The sequence below is a fragment of the Stenotrophomonas sp. 1L-E-5-B-C3 genome, assembly GCF_057292075.1.
This window is the reverse complement of record NZ_JBXAWS010000006.1, coordinates 113,869-128,622: the sequence shown is the minus strand read 5'-3', so window position 1 is coordinate 128,622 and position 14,754 is coordinate 113,869. Positions and strand designations below refer to the sequence as shown.

Below are 14,754 nucleotides of genomic sequence, written 5' to 3'. Positions count from 1 at the left end.
GGTGGGTCAGCCGCGCTTGCGCGACCAGCGCACGCCCTGCGGGGTGTCTTCCAGCACGATGCCTTCGGCGGCCAGCTGGTCGCGGATGGCGTCGGAACGGGCGAAGTCGCGCGCCTGCTTGGCGGCGGCGCGCGCGTCGATCAGGCCCTGGATGCGCGCATCGTCGCCATCATCGCTGGCAGCGGTGCCGAACCACTGCGCCGGGTCGGCCTGCAGCAGGCCCAGTGCCAGGCCGGCGCCGAGCAGTTCGCCCTTCAGGCGCGCTTGTTCGGTGGGGTCGGTGGCGCGGCGTGCGTCGGCGGCGATGCGGGCCACTTCGGCCAGTGCCTGCGGGGTGTTCAGGTCGTCATCCAGGGTCGCCTCGACCGTGGCCGGGATCGCCACGACCGCCTCGACCGACGCCAGCTCGCGCAGGGTGCCGTACAGGCGGTCCAGGGTGCGCACCGACTGTTCGATCAGCGCATCGGACCACTCCAGTGGCTGCCGGTAGTGGGCCGACAGCAGGGCCAGGCGCAGCGCTTCCGGCGGGTGCTGGCGAACCAGATCGTGCACGCGCTCGATGTTGCCGACCGACTTGCTCATCTTGGCGCCGCCGAAGTTGAGCATGCCGTTGTGCAGCCAGAAGCGGGCGAAGATCCTGCCGCCATGCGCGCATTCGCTCTGGGCCAGTTCGTTTTCGTGGTGCGGGAACTGCAGGTCGACGCCACCGGCATGAATGTCGATGGTCTCGCCCAGGTGGGCGGCGGCCATTGCCGAGCATTCGATGTGCCAGCCCGGGCGGCCACGGCCCCACGGCGATTCCCAGCCGGGCAGGTCATCGCTGGACGGCTTCCACAGCACGAAATCACCCGGGTCGCGCTTGTAGGGGGCGACATCGACGCGGGCGCCGGCCAGCATTTCCTCCGGATCGCGGCGCGAGAGCTTGCCATAGCCCTCGAAGCTGCTGACCGCGAACAGCACGTGGCCCTCGGCCGGGTAAGCGTGGCCGCTGGCGATCAGCTGCCCGATCATGGTGATGATCTGCGGGATGTGCGCGGTCACTTCCGGCTCGATGTCCGGCGGTGCCACGCCCAGCGCGGCCATGTCTTCACGGTAGGCGGCGGCGAAACGATCGGTGATGGTGCTGATCGGCACCCCCTGTTCGCGCGCGGCGTTGTTGATCTTGTCGTCCACGTCGGTGATGTTGCGCGCGTAGCGCAGGCCACCGAAGCGCCGCCGCAGCAGGTCGGCCAGCACCCCGAACACCACTGGGCCACGGGCGTTGCCGATGTGCACGTAGTTGTAGACCGTCGGGCCGCACACATACAGGGTCGGACAGGCCGGGTCGAGCGGGGTGAACGGTTCGAGCTGGCGAGTCAGGTTGTTGTGCAGGCGCAGGGTCATGGGGCTGTGACTGGGGGACAAGCCTGTGATTTTAGAACGTGTCGGGGCGCTTTGGGGCGACGCGCTGCTACCGGTGGACCTGAAGCCCGCCCAAGGTGGGGTGGGCAGGAGCGGCGCGGACGGGTAATGTTCAGCCCCTTGCGCTCGCCACTGCCTACACTATCGCCGTGTCCCTGCTCCCGTCGCCAATGAAATCCACCGCGTTGCTGACCCTGGCCTGCCTGTCGGCGCTGCCCGCCGTGGCCCAGGCGCAGGAGGCCGAGCCCCGCAACCGGGTGGTGATCGTGGAGAACGTGAAGTTCGACTACGCCCAGGTGCTGAACGTCGAACCCGTGTTCCAGACCCTGCGTGCGACCCGCACCGAAGAACACTGCGAGCCGGTCTCGACCCGGACCCTGGCGCCGGTCAATGTCACCGGTGAGGAGCCTGCCGAGGACAAGGGCCGGATCGGTCGCTTCTGGGACTCGGTGCGCTCGATGTTCAAGCGCAGCGATGAAGAGGGGGCCGAGGAGACGGCCGCCGAGACGCCCGCGCCGGCCCCGGCGCCGGCCAACAACGGGCCGATGCTGACCCGCGACTGCCGTATCGTGCCGGTCGGGCGTGAATTCCGTCGGCCCATCGCCTATGACGTGGACTACGTCTACAAGGGCACCAAGTACCGCTCGCGGCTGCCGGAAGACCCCGGCAACCGGCTCAAGGTCCGGGTCTCGATCACCCCATGGGTCGGTCCCGAACAGAACACTGCCAGCAATCCCTGATTCCGCGACCCACGCCCCTTGCGCCGGTCCCGGCCGCATGCAAAGATGCCCGGCCATGAAGCTCACCGACTACCAGCACGACAGCAGCGCAGCCCGACAGGCGTCGGGCATGACCTCGCGTGCGCGTCGACCGGAACCCCACATCCTCGCTGGGTAACCGGAGCTTTTTGCTGTTCGTCCGAAAAAAACCCAGCCCACCGGCTGGGTTTTTTCGTTTCCGCGTCATGAAAGCTGCAACTGCAACCTTTTCGTACCACCTTTGGTTCCTGGTTTCCCTTCCACCGCGTCGACCTTCGGCGCCGCCACGCAAGGAAAGATGATGTCCCCCAAGCACTTCCTGAACACCCAGGACTGGAGCCGCAGCGATCTCGACGCGCTGCTGACCCAGGCCGCGCTGTTCAAGCGCAACAAGCTCGGCGACCAGCTCAAGGGCAAGTCGATCGCGCTGGTGTTCTTCAATCCGTCCATGCGCACCCGCACCAGCTTCGAACTGGGCGCGTTCCAGCTCGGCGCCCACGCGGTGGTGCTGCAGCCGGGCAAGGATGCGTGGCCGATCGAGTTCAACCTCGGCACGGTGATGGACGGCGATACCGAAGAGCACATCGCTGAAGTGGCCAAGGTGCTGGGCCGTTACTGCGACATCATCGCCGTGCGTGCGTTCCCCAAGTTCATCGACTGGGCCTACGACCGCCAGGACATCGTCCTCAACAGCTTCGCCAAGTATTCGCCGGTGCCGGTCATCAACATGGAGACCATCACCCACCCGTGCCAGGAACTGGCCCACGTGATGGCGCTGCAGGAGCACTTCGGCACCCAGGACCTGCGTGGCAAGAAGTACGTGCTGACCTGGACCTACCACCCGAAGCCGCTGAACACCGCGGTGGCGAACTCGGCGCTGACCATCGCCACCCGCATGGGGATGGATGTGACCCTGCTGTGCCCGACCGCCGACTACATCCTCGACGACCGCTACATGGGCTGGGCCGAGCAGAACGTGGCCGAGAGCGGCGGTTCGCTGAAGATCAGCCATGACATCGACAGCGCCTACGCCGGTGCCGACGTGGTCTACGCCAAGAGCTGGGGCGCGCTGCCGTTCTTCGGCAACTGGGAACCGGAAAAGCCGATCCGCGACCAGTTCAAGCACTTCATCGTGGACGAACGGAAGATGGCGCTGACCAACAACGGTGTCTTCAGCCACTGCCTGCCGCTGCGCCGCAACGTCAAGGCCACCGACGCGGTGATGGATTCGCCGCAGTGCATCGCCATCAACGAAGCCGAGAACCGACTGCACGTGCAGAAGGCGATCATGGCGGCTGTTGCCGGGCGCTGATTCCCAAGCATTGAAACAATCCGCCGGGCATGGCCCGGCGCTACCCCACCTGATTGGACATTACCCCCATGAGCAACAAAGACGTCGTTCTCGCCTTCTCCGGCGGCCTGGATACCAGCTTCTGCGTGCCGTACCTGCAGGAGCGTGGCTACAACGTGCACACCGTGTTCGCCGACACCGGCGGCGTGGATGATGAAGAGCGCGATTTCATCGAAAAGCGCGCCGCCGAACTGGGCGTGGCCAGCCACGTCACCGTCGATGGTGGCCCGGCCATCTGGGCCGGCTTCGTCAAGCCGTTCGTGTGGGCCGGCGAAGGCTACCAGGGCCAGTACCCGCTGCTGGTCTCCGACCGCTACCTGATCGTCGATGCCGCGCTCAAGCGCGCCGCTGAACTGGGCACCAACATCATCGCCCATGGCTGCACCGGCATGGGCAACGACCAGGTGCGTTTCGACCTGGCAGTGAAGGCGCTGGGCGACTACCAGATCATCGCGCCGATCCGCGAGATCCAGAAGGAACACACCCAGACCCGTGCCTACGAGCAGAAGTACCTGGAAGAGCGCGGTTTCGGCGTGCGCGCCAAGCAGCAGGCCTACACCATCAACGAGAACCTGCTGGGCCTGACCATGTCCGGCGGTGAGATCGATCGCTGGGAAGCGCCGGGCGAGGGCGCCCGTGGCTGGTGCGCACCGCGCAGCGAATGGCCGGAGCAGGCGTTGACCGTCACCCTGAAGTTCGTTGAAGGCGAAGCCGTCGAACTGAACGGCAAGGCGTTGCCGGGTGAGCAGATCCTGGCCCAGCTCAACAAGCTGTTCGCTCCCTACGGCGTCGGCCGTGGCGTCTACACCGGTGACACCGTGATCGGCCTGAAGGGCCGCATCGTGTTCGAAGCGCCTGGCCTGGTTTCGCTGCTGGCCGCGCACCGCGCGCTGGAAGATGCGGTGCTGACCAAGCAGCAGAACCGCTTCAAGCCGGACGTGGCGCGCAAGTGGGTGGAGCTGGTGTACGAAGGCTTCTACCACGACCCGCTGAAGACCGACATCGAGGCCTTCCTGAAGTCCTCGCAGGCCAAGGTCAACGGTGAAGTGGTGCTGGAAACCCGTGGCGGCCGCGTCGATGCAGTGGCGGTGAAGTCGCCGCACCTGCTCAACACCAAGGGCGCCACCTACGCGCAGTCGGCCGACTGGGGCGTGGAGGAGGCCGAAGGCTTCATCAAGCTGTTCGGCATGAGCTCCACTGTCTATGCGCAGGTCAATCGCGGTTGACCTGTGACGGGGGTGCCGGCCGTTGTCCGGCGCCTCGCAACGTCAATGGAGGGTAGTGCCGGCCGCTGGCCGGCTCGTGGCACGGCTGGATCATCGCGGAGCCGGCCAGCGGCCGGCACTACCGATTTCGAACCCTACGGATATTCAGACACATGCTTGAACAGACGCTCGATCACCTGCAGGCCCTGGTGTCCTTCGACACCCGCAACCCGCCGCGTGCGATCACCACCGGTGGCATCTTCGATTACCTGCGCGACAACCTGCCCGGCTTCAACGTCGAGGTGATCGACCATGGCGCCGGTGCGGTCAGCCTGTATGCGGTGCGTGGCACGCCGAAGTACCTGTTCAACGTGCACCTGGATACCGTGCCGGACTCGCCGCACTGGAGTGCCGACCCGCATGTGATGCGGCGCCTCGACGACCGCGTGGTAGGCCTTGGCGTATGCGATATCAAGGGCGCGGCCGCCGCGCTGGTGGCCGCGGCCAACGCCAGTGATGGCGATGCCGCGTTCCTGTTCTCCAGCGACGAGGAAGCCAACGATCCGCGCTGCATCGCCGCGTTTCTGGCCCGTGGCATTCCGTATGAAGCGGTGCTGGTGGCCGAGCCGACCATGAGCGAGGCGGTGTTGGCGCACCGAGGCATCAGCTCGGTGCTGATGCAGTTCTCCGGTCGCGCCGGGCATGCCTCGGGCAAGCAGGATGCGGCCGCCAGCGCACTGCATCAGGCCATGCGCTGGGGCAACCGTGCGCTGGACCATGTGGAATCGCTGGCCTCGGCGCGCTTCGGCGGCCTCACCGGCCTGCGTTTCAACATCGGCCGCGTCGAAGGCGGGATCAAGGCCAACATGATTGCCCCGGCCGCCGAAGTGCGGTTCGGCTTCCGCCCGCTGCCGTCGATGGACATTGATGGCCTGCTGGCAACCTTTGCCGGTTTCGCTGAGCCGGAAGCCGCATTGTTCACTGAAACCTTCCGTGGTCCCAGCCTGCCGGCCGGTGACATCGCCGAGGCCGAGAACCGCCGCCTGCTGGCGCGCGACGTGGCCGACGCACTTGAGCTGCCGATCGGCAACGCGGTGGACTTCTGGACCGAGGCCTCGCTGTTCTCGGCCGGTGGCTACACCACGCTGGTGTTCGGCCCGGGTGACATCGCCCAGGCCCATACCGCCGATGAGTTCGTAACGCTGGACCAGCTGCAGCGCTACACCGACGCCGTTCACCGCATCATTGCTGCCGGCGCCTGATCGACCCCACAACGCCGCCGTGCTCCGGCACGGTGGAACTGCAACGCGGCGACCGCCGCCTGTGACGAAACCGAAATGTCTCCTGCCCTCCAGCCCCACCGTCAGACCCGCCAGACCATCGTGCGCCTGCTTTCCAGCATGGCCAGCGCGAAGGAGATCAGCCAGTACCTCAAGCGATTCTCGCAGCTGGACGCCAAGCGCTTCGCCGTGGTCAAGGTCGGCGGTGCCGTCCTGCGCGACGACCTTGACGCGCTGACCTCGTCGCTGTCGTTCCTGCAGGAAGTCGGCCTGACCCCGATCGTGCTGCACGGCGCCGGCCCGCAGCTGGATGCCGAGCTGTCCGCGGCCGGCATCGAGAAGCAGACCGTCAACGGCCTGCGCGTGACCTCGCCGGAAGCGCTGGCGATCGTGCGCCGGGTGTTCCAGCAGTCCAATCTGCGCCTGGTCGAAGCGCTGCAGCAGAACGGTGCGCGCGCCACCTCGATCACCGGCGGCGTGTTCGAAGCGGAGTACCTGGACGTGGACACCTACGGCCTGGTTGGCGAGGTGAAGAAGGTCAACCTGGCGCCGATCGAGGCCAGCCTTCGCGCCGGCTCGATTCCGGTCATCACCAGCCTGGGCGAGACTGCTGGCGGCCAGATCCTTAACGTCAACGCCGACTTCGCCGCCAACGAGCTGGTGCAGGAGCTGCAGCCGTACAAGATCATCTTCCTGACCGGCACCGGCGGCCTGCTGGACGAGCAGGGCAACGTGATCGACTCGATCAACCTGTCCACCGAGTACGACCACCTGATCGCGCAGCCGTGGATCCACGGCGGCATGAAGGTGAAGATCGAACAGATCAAGGATCTGCTCGACCGCCTGCCGCTGGAATCGTCGGTATCGATCACCCGTCCGGCCGACCTGGCCAAGGAACTGTTCACCCACAAGGGCTCGGGCACGCTGGTGCGCAAGGGTGAGAAGGTGCTGCGTGCCACCGCGTGGGAGCAGTTGGACCTGCCGCGCCTGAAGCAGCTGATCGAGTCGAGTTTCGGCCGTACCCTGGTGCCGGACTACTTCCAGAAGACCACGCTGCTGCGCGCCTACGTCAGCGAGAACTACCGCACGGCGGTGATCCTTACCGACGAGGCCGAGGGCGTGTACCTGGACAAGTTCGCGGTGCTTGATGATGCGCAGGGCGAAGGCCTGGGACGCGCGGTCTGGAACGTGATGCGCGAGGAGACGCCGCAGCTGTTCTGGCGTTCGCGCAATGGCAACCCGATCAACCATTTCTACTACGCCGAATCCGATGGCTGCTACAAGCAGGGCCACTGGAAGGTGTTCTGGTACGGCGCCGATGGCATCGACCGCATCAGGACCTATGTCGACCATTGCGGCGTGCGTGCGCCGAGCCTGGAGGGCTGAACACATGAACCATGCCGATTGGACCAGGGTCCCTACGCTGGCGGGCACCCATGCGCGGCTGGAGCCGCTGCAGATGGGGCATATCGATGGCCTGCGCGGCGCGCTCGGCGATGGCGCGTTGTCCAGGCTCTGGTACACCCAGGTGCCCGATGCGAAGACCATGACCGGCTACGTGCAGGCGGCGCTGCAGGCGCAGGCCGAAGGCAAGGTGCTGCCGTTCGTGGTGTTCGATGCCAACGACCAGATTGTCGGCACCACCCGTTACTACGATCTGCAAGCGGACGTGCCGCGCTTGAGCATCGGTTACACCTGGTATGGCGAGTCGGCGCAGCGCACCGGGGTCAATACCGAGACCAAGCTGATGCTGCTGAGCCATGCGTTCGAGCGGCTGGAGTGCCTGAGCGTGGTGTTCGAGACCAGCTGGTTCAACTTCGCCTCGCGCACCGCGATCGCGCGCATTGGCGCCAAGCAGGATGGCGTGCTGCGCAACCACCGCCGCCACCCCGACGGCACCCCGCGCGACACCGTCATCTTCTCCATCATCAACGCGGAATGGCAAGGCGTGAAGCGCCACCTGCAGCACCGCCTGGACAGCCACGCATGAACGATTCGACTTTCACCCTGGGCATCGTCGGCGCCCGAGGCCATACCGGTGCCGAACTGATCAAGCTGGTCGCTGCGCATCCGCGGCTGCAGCTGGCCTTCGTGTCCTCGCGCGAACGCGCGGGCCAGCGCCTCGCTGACCATCATCCCGAGTTCCAGGGCGAACTGCGGTACGAGAACCTGGACGCCGACGCGGTGGCCGCCAAGGGCGTGGACGCGGTGATCCTGGCCCTGCCCAACGGCCTGGCCGCTCCGTTCGTGGCCGCGCTGGAAGCGGCTAAGCCGGACACCGTCATTGTCGACCTGTCGGCCGACTACCGCTTCGACAATGCGTGGTACTACGGCCTGCCGGAGCTGACCCGCGGTCGCTACAACGGCCAGAAGCACATCAGCAATCCGGGCTGCTATGCCACCGCGATGCAGCTGGCGATCCACCCGCTGCTGGACCTGCTGGCCGGTCCGCCGCAGTGCTTCGGCGTGTCCGGTTACTCCGGTGCCGGCACCACGCCCTCGGACAAGAACAATGTCGAACTGCTGGCCGACAACCTGATGCCGTATGCATTGACCAACCATGTGCATGAGCGCGAGGTGTCGGTGCAGATGGGCGTGGCGGTCGAGTTCATGCCGCACGTGGCCCCGCATTTCCGTGGCATCACCCTGACCGCCAATCTGTGGCTGAATCGCGTGCAGACCCGCGAGCAGATCGTCGAGCGTTTCCAGCAGGCCTATGCCGGCGAACCACTGATCGAGGTGGTGGATGAAGCACCGTGGGTCAGCCGCATTGCCGGCCGCCACGGTGCCCAGGTCGGTGGCTTCACGCTGGCCCCGGGCGGCAAGCGGGTGGTGGTGGTGGCGACCCTGGACAACCTGCTGAAGGGCGCGGCCAGCCAGGCCATGCAGAACCTCAATCTCGCACTGGGCATCGACGAACTGACGTCGATCCCGCACTGACCACGCTTCCGGAGCCCCCCATGGCAGACCTTCTTTGGCAGAAGCCCGGTGTCGCTGTAGACGCCAAGATCCAGACCTTCCTCGCCGGTGACGACGTCATCCTCGACCGCGAGTTCTTCCTGCACGACATCGCCGCCAGCGCCGCGCACGCACAGGGCCTGCAGCACATCGGTATCCTCAGCGCCGATGAGCTGGCGGGCCTGCTGCGCGAGCTCGACGTGCTGGCGCAGGACTTCCGCGCAGGCCGCTTCGTGCTGGATACGCAGTACGAAGATGGCCACTCGGCAATCGAAGCACGCTTGACCGAACGCCTCGGCGATGCCGGCCGCAAGATCCACACCGGCCGCAGCCGCAACGACCAGATCCTGGTCGCCACCCGTCAGTGGCTGAAGGAGAAGCTACAGCGCGTGGCCCAGCTCAGCGCCGAAGTGGCCAAGGTTGCGCTGGACCGCGCACAGGCCGAGAAAGACCTGCCGATTCCCGGCTATACGCACATCCAGCGCGCCGTGGTGTCCTCGGCCGGCATGTGGTGGGCCGGCTGGGCCGAGGCTTTCATCGACAACGCCATCCGTGCCCGCGATACCCATGCACTGGTCGACGCCAATCCGCTTGGCACCGCTGCCGGCTACGGCGTGAACCTGCCGCTGGACCGTGAGCACACCACCGCCGCGCTCGGTTTCGCGCGCATGCAGATCTCGCCGATCTACGCGCAGCTGTCGCGCGGCAAGTTCGAGCTGGCCGCACTGGAAGCGCTGGGCGGGGCGACCCTGGACCTGCGTCGCATCGCCTGGGACCTGTCGCTGTTCACCAGCGCGGAGTTCGGCTTCGTGGCGTTGCCGGCGCAGTACACCACCGGCAGTTCGATCATGCCCAACAAGCGCAACCCGGACGTGATCGAACTGATGCGCGCCACCCACGCCAGCGTGGCCGCCGCACGCACCGAGATCGAGCAGTTGCTGTCGCTGCCGTCGGGCTACCACCGCGACCTGCAGTCGTCCAAGGGCGCCATCTTCCATGGTTTCGGTCGTGGCCTGGCCGCGCTGGAACTGCTGCCGTCGCTGCTGGCCAATCTGGAATGGCGCGATGACAAGCTGCGCGCGGCGATCGATTCGGGCATGTATGCCACCGACGTTGCGGTGGAAGCCGCCGTTGCCGGCGTGCCGTTCCGCGAGGCCTACAAGGCCGCAGCTGCCGGCGCCGACAGTGCAGGGCAGGGGCGTACCCCGGAAGGCAGCCTGGCCGCGCGCGTATCGCCGGGTTCGGCAGCCGACCTGCGCCTGGATGAACTGCGCGCGCGCTGGCAGGCGCTGTCCTGATGGCCGCTACCGTGTACCTGGTGGTGGCCATGCGCCGGCCCGACTTCAACGCCGCAGCGGTGCAGCCGCATCTGGACTTCCTCGACGCATTGCGCGCGCAGGGCCAGCTGCAGCTGACCGGCGGTTTCGCCGACGGCAGCGGCGGCGCCTATGTGCTGTGCAACGTGGAGAACCTGGCACAGGCGCAGGCCATCGTCGCCACCGATCCGCTGGTGACGATGCAGGCCTCCGACCTGACCGTGCACGAATGGAATACCCGCTAAGGCGCACCTGATGACTCTGCACGCCACCCACGTCGCCTCGCCGTTCCCGGAACAGGTGCTGCCGCCGTGGCGGCGCGCGGTGCTGAAGGTTGGCAGCAGCCTGCTGGCCGCCGATGGCGGTGGCCTGTCGCCACGCCACGCGCTGGGCCTGGCCCAGTTCGTCTCGGCCAACGTGCTGGCCGGACGCGAGGTGGTGATCGTGTCTTCGGGCGCGGTCGCCGCTGGCCGCGCGATTCTTCCCCGGGCTGATGAGCCCGGTGCGGCGATGGCGGCGCGGCAGGCGCTGGCCGCGCTGGGCCAGGCCCAGTTGATCGGGTTGTGGCAGCGTTTCTTCGAGCGACCGGTGGCGCAGGTGCTGCTCACCCATGACGACCTGCGCAACCGTCGCCGCTATCTCAACGCACGGGCCACCCTCAACGAACTGCTGCGGTTGGGCGCGTTGCCGGTGGTCAACGAGAACGACACCGTATCGGTGGACGAACTCAAGCTCGGCGACAACGACAACCTGGCCGCAACGGTGGCCGCGCTGGTCGATGCCGACGCGCTGTTCATCGCCACCGACATCGATGGCCTGTACAGCGCCGACCCGCGCACCGTGGCCGACGCACGACCGATGCATGACGTGCCGGAACTGAGCGACGGGGTGCTGGCAATGGCAGGCGGTGCGGGCTCGCGTGCCGGTACCGGCGGCATGCGCACCAAGCTGGAAGCGGCGGCCAAGGCCGGTCGTCTCGGCATCGAGACCTATCTGTTCAATGGCCGCAGCAGTGACGTGGTGCGCGCACTGGCGCAGGACCGCCTGTTCGGCACCCGCATCCACGCCGCGCGCAGCCGTGAGGCCGCACGCAAGCACTGGCTGCGGCATGCGCCCCTGGCCGAGGGCGCGATCATCGTCGATGCGGGCGCGGCCCAGGCCATGCGTGAGAAAGGCGCTTCGCTGCTGCCCGGTGGCATCACCGGCGCAGAAGGCGGCTTCCGCCGTGGCGACATGGTGCAGGTGTGCTGGACCTCGTCGCAGGGGCGTGTCTGCGTTGCGCGCGGGGTCAGTCAATATGCGGCCGACGACGTACGCCGCATCGCCGGTCGCCACACCCGCGATATCCAGGCCGTGCTCGGCTACAACTACGGTGGCGCTGTCGTCCACCGCGACGATCTGGTACTGCCATGAACGAACTGCAGGATATTCCGATGAGCGATATCGAATCGCAGGCGCGTGCCTGCCGTGATGCGGCCCAGGTGGTTGCCGGCCTCGACAGTGCTGCCCGCCGCACAGTGCTGCTGGCGATGGCGCAGGCGCTGGAAGTGAATGCCGGGCCGATCCTGGCCGGCAATGCACGCGACCTGGCCGCCGCGCGTGACAAGGGCGTGGGCAGCGCCATGCTCGACCGCCTCGCACTGGACCCCGCGCGCCTGTTCGCGATGGCCGAGGCCGTGCGCGAAGTGGCCGGATTGCCGGATCCGGTCGGCCAGGTGACCCGCGACGACGTGCGCCCTAACGGCATCCGTGTGCAGAAGGTGCGCGTGCCGCTGGGCGTGATCGCGATGATCTACGAAGCACGTCCGAACGTGACCGCCGAAGCCGCGGCGCTGTGCCTGAAGGCCGGCAACGGCGTGGTCCTGCGTGGCGGCTCCGAAGCGATTCATTCCAACACCGCCATCGCCCAGGCACTGGCCGGTGCATTGAAGGCCAACGGCGTACCGCCGGCTGCCGTGACCGTGCTGACCGACCTGCGTCGCGAAGCGATGCTGGAACTGCTGCAGCTGCATGAGCTGATCGACCTGGCCATTCCGCGCGGTGGCGAAGGCCTGATCCGCTTCGTTGCCGAGCACGCGCGGGTGCCGGTGATCAAGCATTACAAGGGCGTGTGCCATCTGTTCGTGGACGCCAGTGCCGACCCCGGCAAGGCCATCGACCTGCTGGTGGATGGCAAGTGCAGCCGTCCGGCGGCCTGCAATTCGCTGGAGACCCTGCTGGTGCATCGTGCCGTGGCCGATACATTCCTGCCGCGCGTGGCACAGGCGCTTGGCGAGCGCGGCGTGCAGCTGCGCGCCGATGCATTGGCGCAGCCGCTGCTGCCGGGCAGCATGTTGGCCACCGAAGACGACTACGCCGCCGAGTTCCTTGATCTGGTGCTGGCGGTGCGCGTGGTCGACGACCTCGATGCGGCCATCGCGCACATCCGTGCTTACACTTCCGACCATACCGAAGTAATCGCCACCGAGGACGCGGGCAACGCCGAGCGCTTCGTCAACGCGTTGCGCTCTGCGGTGGTGATGGTCAATGCGTCCTCGCGTTTCTCCGATGGTGGTCAGCTGGGCTTGGGCAGCGAGATCGGGATCTCCACCACGCGCCTGCATGCCTACGGCCCGATGGGCCTGGAAGCGCTCACCGTCGAACGATTTGTCGTGCGCGGGGAAGGGCAGACCCGCACCTGAGCGCGACGGACGCCGGGCATGGCCCGGCGCTACCGCCGCCCATCAGGTAGCGCCGGGCCATGCCCGGCGAAGCGCAGGATCACACTACCTCGCGACGGATGCCGATCGGCCGCGCATGCTCATCCATGTGCAGGGTGGCGGCTTTGCAGCCCAGCAGGCGTTCGGCCAGGCCGGTGCTGGCACCCAGGTCGGCGGCGACCTCGTTGAGGCTGGCCAGCGGCCGCGGCAGGCGCCGCTCGTGGCCACGGAAGCGTGCGCGGTTGTACTCGGCCCAACCGATCAGCAGCACGCTGGCGCACAGCAGCATCAGCGGCAGCGCCACCAGCACATACGGATCGAACTGGCTTTGTCGTTCGTACAGCTGCTGCCAGGCCAGCTGGCCGCCGACCAGCCACGACACCAGGGTGACCAGTGGGGCCCACAGGTAGAAATAAAAGCCCCAGAACGCCAGGGTGACGAAGCCCCATGCAGTGCGTTGAAAACGAGGCTGGTGGTGTGGCTTGCGGATCATCCGTGAATCGAAGCGGTTGGATGGGTGTTGTGTGTTCATCGGATTCCCCGGTCAGGGCTGGTCCAGGTGGCGCGCTTGCTGCGCCGGCGCAGCAATGTCTTCGGCAGTGCCACCAGGGTGGTGGAAAGGCTGATCAGCCAGTACGCCATCGGGTACCAGATGACCCAGAAGTAGTTGCGTCCAATCTGTGTTTCGTAACGGCGGTCGATGATCAGGCTGCTGGCGAACTGCAGCAGGCAGACCAGCGCCAGGATCACGCCATGCCACTGGGGCAGCAGGCTGGCGATGTACAGCTGCGGCGGCATTTCGATGAACTTGCCCAACGCCCACAGCACCACGATGAACAGCATGGTGTAGGCCCAGATCACGCTCAGCACGTACTCCAGCAGTACGCCCCACATGCGCCGCTCCTTCCAGTGCAGCAGCGAACGTGCGTGGCGCAGCATCACCTCCACGCCACCCTGGGCCCAGCGCAGACGCTGCCGCCACAGCCCCTTCAGCGTTTCCGGCATCAGGATGAAGCACAGCGCGTTGGGCTCGTAGCGGATGTCCCAGTGCGCACGCTGCAGCCGCCAGCTGATGTCGATGTCCTCGGTGACCATGTCATCCGACCACCACCCCACCTGGTGCAGGGCGGTGCGGCGGAAGCCGGCGATCACTCCCGAGATGGTGAAGATGCGTCCGTACACGCGCTGCGCGCGCTTGATCATGCCGATGATCGAGGAGAATTCGGCCACCTGCAGCCGACCCAGCAGGGTGGAGCGGTTGCGGATGCGCGGGTTGCCGGTGACCGCGCCGACCCGGTTGCCGCTGACCAGGTGCCAGATCATCCAGTGCAGCGCGTGCTCCTCCAGCATCGCATCGCCGTCGATGCACACCAGGTACTCCGAACGTGCCGCCAGCGCGCCCATGCGCAGTGCATTGGCCTTGCCCAGGTTGCGGTCCAGGTGCAGCACGCGCAGCCGCGGGTGCTTCGCGGCCAGCGCATCCAGGCGGGCACCGGTGTCGTCGCTGCTGCCATCGTCGATGGCGATCACCTCGTAGTCGGCCGGATAACGCTGTGCCAGTGCCGCACCGAGCGTGTCGTCAAGATTGTCCGATTCGTTGTGGCAGGGAATCAGCAGGCTGGCGAACGGTGGATCGATCATCAGCGGTGGATCATTGCGCGGCCGCGAATGCCGTTCGCGCCGGAAGTAGTAGTACAGCCCGCCGGACATCCAGAAGAACGCCATCACCATCGGGTAATAGAAGGCGAACTGGAACAGGACCTGCAGCAACGGATGCATGTCCATG

The 14,754-nt window shown here is 66.7% G+C and carries 14 protein-coding genes; 11 read left to right on the top strand and 3 right to left on the bottom strand.

What is annotated here, in order from left to right; translation table 11 throughout:
* Positions 1–6: 6 nt before the first annotated feature.
* A complete protein-coding gene (gene cysS / locus AC0Z6F_RS09945; protein ID WP_485617167.1) occupies positions 7–1,383 on the bottom strand; it encodes a cysteine--tRNA ligase in 1,377 nt (458 codons plus the stop codon).
* 188 nt (positions 1,384–1,571) lie between these two features.
* On the opposite strand from cysS, the gene AC0Z6F_RS09940 reads away from it, so the two are divergent.
* The 11 genes from AC0Z6F_RS09940 to AC0Z6F_RS09890 all read left to right on the top strand — a co-directional run bounded on the left by AC0Z6F_RS09940 (position 1,572) and on the right by AC0Z6F_RS09890 (position 12,950).
* Positions 1,572–2,141: a glycine zipper 2TM domain-containing protein gene (locus tag AC0Z6F_RS09940; protein WP_012511643.1), complete on the top strand. Its 570-nt coding sequence runs from the start codon at positions 1,572–1,574 to the stop codon at positions 2,139–2,141.
* Between the two features lie 319 nt (positions 2,142–2,460).
* Positions 2,461–3,471, top strand: a complete 1,011-nt coding sequence (locus AC0Z6F_RS09935; protein WP_005410369.1) for an N-acetylornithine carbamoyltransferase — start codon at positions 2,461–2,463, stop codon at positions 3,469–3,471.
* Positions 3,472–3,539: 68 nt separating this feature from the next.
* Positions 3,540–4,736: an argininosuccinate synthase gene (locus AC0Z6F_RS09930; RefSeq protein WP_485617168.1), complete on the top strand. Its 1,197-nt coding sequence runs from the start codon at positions 3,540–3,542 to the stop codon at positions 4,734–4,736.
* A gap of 152 nt (positions 4,737–4,888) precedes the next feature.
* Positions 4,889–5,977 (top strand): acetylornithine deacetylase, encoded by a 1,089-nt coding sequence (locus AC0Z6F_RS09925; protein WP_006378493.1) that lies wholly within the window; start codon positions 4,889–4,891, stop codon positions 5,975–5,977.
* Between the two features lie 75 nt (positions 5,978–6,052).
* Entirely contained in the window at positions 6,053–7,381 is a 1,329-nt protein-coding gene (locus AC0Z6F_RS09920) for an acetylglutamate kinase (RefSeq protein WP_006378492.1), read from the top strand.
* Positions 7,382–7,385: 4 nt separating this feature from the next.
* Complete coding sequence (locus tag AC0Z6F_RS09915; protein WP_006378491.1) at positions 7,386–7,985, top strand: GNAT family N-acetyltransferase; 600 nt, start codon at positions 7,386–7,388, stop codon at positions 7,983–7,985.
* Positions 7,982–8,935 (top strand): N-acetyl-gamma-glutamyl-phosphate reductase, encoded by a 954-nt coding sequence (gene argC / locus AC0Z6F_RS09910; protein WP_032971543.1) that lies wholly within the window; start codon positions 7,982–7,984, stop codon positions 8,933–8,935. Before AC0Z6F_RS09915 ends, argC begins: the two co-directional genes overlap by 4 nt.
* A 20-nt stretch (positions 8,936–8,955) precedes the next feature.
* Positions 8,956–10,251 carry an argininosuccinate lyase gene (gene argH, locus AC0Z6F_RS09905; protein WP_485617169.1) on the top strand — a complete coding sequence of 432 codons (1,296 nt, stop codon included), beginning with the start codon at positions 8,956–8,958 and terminating at the stop codon, positions 10,249–10,251.
* Positions 10,251–10,514, top strand: coding sequence for a YciI family protein (locus tag AC0Z6F_RS09900; protein WP_100469029.1), 264 nt, complete (start codon positions 10,251–10,253; stop codon positions 10,512–10,514). Before argH ends, AC0Z6F_RS09900 begins: the two co-directional genes overlap by 1 nt.
* A gap of 10 nt (positions 10,515–10,524) precedes the next feature.
* Positions 10,525–11,682: a glutamate 5-kinase gene (proB, locus tag AC0Z6F_RS09895; RefSeq protein ID WP_485617170.1), complete on the top strand. Its 1,158-nt coding sequence runs from the start codon at positions 10,525–10,527 to the stop codon at positions 11,680–11,682.
* The gene (locus tag AC0Z6F_RS09890; RefSeq protein WP_006378485.1) at positions 11,679–12,950 is read left to right on the top strand and encodes a glutamate-5-semialdehyde dehydrogenase; all 1,272 of its coding nucleotides are present in this window, start codon (positions 11,679–11,681) and stop codon (positions 12,948–12,950) included. Before proB ends, AC0Z6F_RS09890 begins: the two co-directional genes overlap by 4 nt.
* Before the next feature lie 79 nt (positions 12,951–13,029).
* On the opposite strand, the gene pgaD is transcribed toward AC0Z6F_RS09890, so the two are convergent.
* Positions 13,030–13,500: a poly-beta-1,6-N-acetyl-D-glucosamine biosynthesis protein PgaD gene (gene pgaD / locus AC0Z6F_RS09885; protein ID WP_485617171.1), complete on the bottom strand. Its 471-nt coding sequence runs from the start codon at positions 13,498–13,500 to the stop codon at positions 13,030–13,032.
* Positions 13,497–14,753 carry a poly-beta-1,6-N-acetyl-D-glucosamine synthase gene (pgaC, locus tag AC0Z6F_RS09880; protein ID WP_485617172.1) on the bottom strand — a complete coding sequence of 419 codons (1,257 nt, stop codon included), beginning with the start codon at positions 14,751–14,753 and terminating at the stop codon, positions 13,497–13,499. The genes pgaD and pgaC overlap by 4 nt, the downstream gene beginning before the upstream one ends.
* Between the last annotated feature and the right edge of the window lies 1 nt (position 14,754).

What these genes read in the sequence shown, in the direction of transcription:
- pgaC (WP_485617172.1), bottom strand. Translation starts at nt 14,753, where the DNA reads ATGGACATGCATCCGTTGCTGCAGGTCCTGTTCCAGTTCGCCTTCTAT.
- proB (WP_485617170.1), top strand. Translation starts at nt 10,525, where the DNA reads ATGACTCTGCACGCCACCCACGTCGCCTCGCCGTTCCCGGAACAGGTG.
- AC0Z6F_RS09925 (WP_006378493.1), top strand. Translation starts at nt 4,889, where the DNA reads ATGCTTGAACAGACGCTCGATCACCTGCAGGCCCTGGTGTCCTTCGAC.
- AC0Z6F_RS09920 (WP_006378492.1), top strand. Translation starts at nt 6,053, where the DNA reads ATGTCTCCTGCCCTCCAGCCCCACCGTCAGACCCGCCAGACCATCGTG.
- AC0Z6F_RS09890 (WP_006378485.1), top strand. Translation starts at nt 11,679, where the DNA reads ATGAACGAACTGCAGGATATTCCGATGAGCGATATCGAATCGCAGGCG.
- AC0Z6F_RS09940 (WP_012511643.1), top strand. Translation starts at nt 1,572, where the DNA reads ATGAAATCCACCGCGTTGCTGACCCTGGCCTGCCTGTCGGCGCTGCCC.
- pgaD (WP_485617171.1), bottom strand. Translation starts at nt 13,500, where the DNA reads ATGAACACACAACACCCATCCAACCGCTTCGATTCACGGATGATCCGC.
- AC0Z6F_RS09930 (WP_485617168.1), top strand. Translation starts at nt 3,540, where the DNA reads ATGAGCAACAAAGACGTCGTTCTCGCCTTCTCCGGCGGCCTGGATACC.
- cysS (WP_485617167.1), bottom strand. Translation starts at nt 1,383, where the DNA reads ATGACCCTGCGCCTGCACAACAACCTGACTCGCCAGCTCGAACCGTTC.
- AC0Z6F_RS09900 (WP_100469029.1), top strand. Translation starts at nt 10,251, where the DNA reads ATGGCCGCTACCGTGTACCTGGTGGTGGCCATGCGCCGGCCCGACTTC.
- argH (WP_485617169.1), top strand. Translation starts at nt 8,956, where the DNA reads ATGGCAGACCTTCTTTGGCAGAAGCCCGGTGTCGCTGTAGACGCCAAG.
- AC0Z6F_RS09935 (WP_005410369.1), top strand. Translation starts at nt 2,461, where the DNA reads ATGTCCCCCAAGCACTTCCTGAACACCCAGGACTGGAGCCGCAGCGAT.
- argC (WP_032971543.1), top strand. Translation starts at nt 7,982, where the DNA reads ATGAACGATTCGACTTTCACCCTGGGCATCGTCGGCGCCCGAGGCCAT.
- AC0Z6F_RS09915 (WP_006378491.1), top strand. Translation starts at nt 7,386, where the DNA reads ATGAACCATGCCGATTGGACCAGGGTCCCTACGCTGGCGGGCACCCAT.